This is a genomic window from Bradyrhizobium sp. AUGA SZCCT0222 (genome assembly GCF_018130205.1).
GTDB lineage: Bacteria > Pseudomonadota > Alphaproteobacteria > Rhizobiales > Xanthobacteraceae > Bradyrhizobium.
This window is the reverse complement of record NZ_JAFCLX010000097.1, coordinates 1-2,505: the sequence shown is the minus strand read 5'-3', so window position 1 is coordinate 2,505 and position 2,505 is coordinate 1. Positions and strand designations below refer to the sequence as shown.

Below are 2,505 nucleotides of genomic sequence, written 5' to 3'. Positions count from 1 at the left end.
AAGACTGCCTCCCAAAAAGAAGCCTTGAATCTGATTTGCGCCTAAAAGGGAATCCTTAGAGTCCACACCACCTAGAGGGCAGACAGACTCGCCAATTTGCGACGGAATTGCGAATAGCGCGCTGATTCGTAAGGCAAAACTGGCGCGGGAATGCCTTGATGCGCTGTTGGGGGGGCCTGGCCAGGCGTGTCCCGTCGGGCGGGGCTCGTCGTTATGTGTCTCTTGCAACGCGTCCGATACGGCGGAGGAGGCCGTCATGCGTCGCATTCTGGTTGTCGATGACGACCTTCACACCCGCCTTGCGATACGCGCCTGGCTCAAGCAGTGCGGTTTCAGGGTCGCGATCGCGGACGGCGGGCCCAACGGCCTCGCGGCGCTCGACGACGCAACGTTCGACCTGATGATCGTCGATATTTTCATGCCGAACATGCGCGGTTTCAAGTCGATCAGGATATTTCACCAGCGCGCTCCGACAGTGCCGTTGATCGCCATTTCCGGTTACGCGTTCTCCGGCCCGGAAACGGACAATGTTGCTTGCCTAAAAATGGCTCTCAGCCTCGGTGCGACCAGGTGCCTGCACAAACCCTTCCGGCCGGCGACGTTGCTCAGCGTGATCGACGAATGTCTGTCGGAAGCCGAGCCTCACCGAAGATGCGCCGCAACCCTTGCCGCCGTCACAACCGCGCCGTCGGAACAGCGGGGCGTAACGGTATCGTCAGATATTTCGAAAGAGAGGATCGCTACGGGCTGAGCTGCCAGCAAGACGTAACAACTTTGCGTCGAACCAGAAAAGGGTGGCGGGCACCCATTGCGACTGAGGAGCGATTGAAAGCGGATATCTTGCTTCGGGGGCTGAAATGACGCGGGTACTGGTTGTCGATGACGATCCAATGGTCTGCGCGGCCATTGAAATCTATCTGGAGCGTCACGGCTTCGAAGTGACGATAGCCAATGGCGGCGAAGCCGGGCTTCGCGCTCTCGAAGACGCCAGCTTCGACCTGATGATCGTCGATATCTTCATGCCGCATATGCGTGGGTTCGAATCGATCCGGATATTCCACGAGCGCGCGCCGGCGATTCCGCTGGTCGCGATGTCGGGCTATGCGTTTGCGAATCTTGAATCGCCGGCGCCGGATTTTCTGCGCATGGCGCTCGAACTCGGCGCGGCGCGCTGTCTGCGCAAGCCGTTTACGCCGGCGGCATTGCTGACGGTGATTAACGAATGTCTCTCCGAAGCGCGAGCGCGCTATGCGGGCGCCGCCGGGTCAAGATAGCGCTTTCGGATGCGGCAATTTCAGGTCGCGATCGCGATGATGTCCACGCTGCCATTGCCGGGTCGATTGGACCCTGTCGGGGATGCTGGTTCGCCTCATATCCGAGAACCATCGCAGAACTGATCGAGAGGGCCCAGCTTGGACGCAAAGCCGACATTGCTGACGTGATCGAACCAGCTGCAGCATTGGTAGGAGTTTGTTTACCAGAAATGATAATGCCGCGGCTTTCCCGGTCTACGCCGGCCAAGCGGCTCCTCGTCCATGAAATCATCAGCCGGATTCCGTGGCTAACCGCCGGCGGATTTTCAAGGCGCCAGCCAACGGTGTTTTGCCGGTGCAATCGCGCTATCTGCGCAGCATTTTACGACAATTTATTTGGGTTATCCGTATTTGCACGGACAGTGAAATTAACGTGGTCGTGAAATCAGAAAGGCTATGCCTAACAGACGACCGTTACATCGATAGTTGAAGGGCGCGCTCTGATGGATGATCTTTTGCGGGAATTCCTGACAGAGACCAACGAGAGCCTGGATACGGTCGACAATCAGTTGGTGCGGTTCGAGCAGGATCCCAGCGACGCGAAGATTCTGGATAACATCTTTCGCCTGGTACACACGATCAAGGGCACCTGCGGCTTCCTCGGCCTGCCGAGGCTGGAAGCGCTGGCCCATGCCGGCGAGACCCTGATGGGCAAATTCCGCGACGGCATGCCGGTCACCGCCGGCGCCGTCACGCTGATCCTGTCCTCGATCGATCGCATCAAGGAAATCCTCGCAGGGCTTGAAGCAACCGAGACTGAGCCGGAAGGCAGCGATGAGGACCTGATCGAGAAGCTGCACGAAATGGCCGAGGGCGGCGCGCATGCGGCGCCGGCCCAACCCGCCGCAATGATCACTTCACCCCCGGTTCAACCCGCTGCCCCCAAGGAGGCTAAAGTGGTGCAAGGAGTGGCTCACGGCACATTGGTGGAGCAGGTTCTGGAGCGGCCTCTGCGTCCGGGCGAAGTCTCGCTCGACGATCTCGAACGCGCCTTCCGCGAGACCGCGATCGAAGTCGTACCCGCGCCGGTAGCCAAGGCCGCTGCCCCCGCGCCAGAAGCCGCCAAGAAGGATGCCAAGCCCAAAAAGGCGGCGGCTTCCGACGTCGGCGACGTCCAGGAAGCCGACAAGATCGCCAACCAGTCGATCCGCGTCAACGTGGACACGCTGGAACATCTGATGACCATGGTCTC

General features: G+C 59.7%; 3 protein-coding genes. All 3 read left to right on the top strand.

Annotated features, from left to right (window positions below; all coding sequences use genetic code 11):
• Positions 1-256 precede the first annotated feature (256 nt).
• A complete protein-coding gene (locus JQ629_RS36870) occupies positions 257-751 on the top strand; it encodes a response regulator (RefSeq protein WP_212416788.1) in 495 nt (164 codons plus the stop codon).
• Positions 752-857: 106 nt separating this feature from the next.
• Positions 858-1,274, top strand: coding sequence for a response regulator (locus tag JQ629_RS36865; RefSeq protein WP_212416787.1), 417 nt, complete (start codon positions 858-860; stop codon positions 1,272-1,274).
• A 482-nt stretch (positions 1,275-1,756) separates the two neighbouring features.
• The coding region (locus tag JQ629_RS36860) for an Hpt domain-containing protein (protein ID WP_212416786.1) at positions 1,757-2,505 on the top strand (749 nt) is incomplete at its 3' end.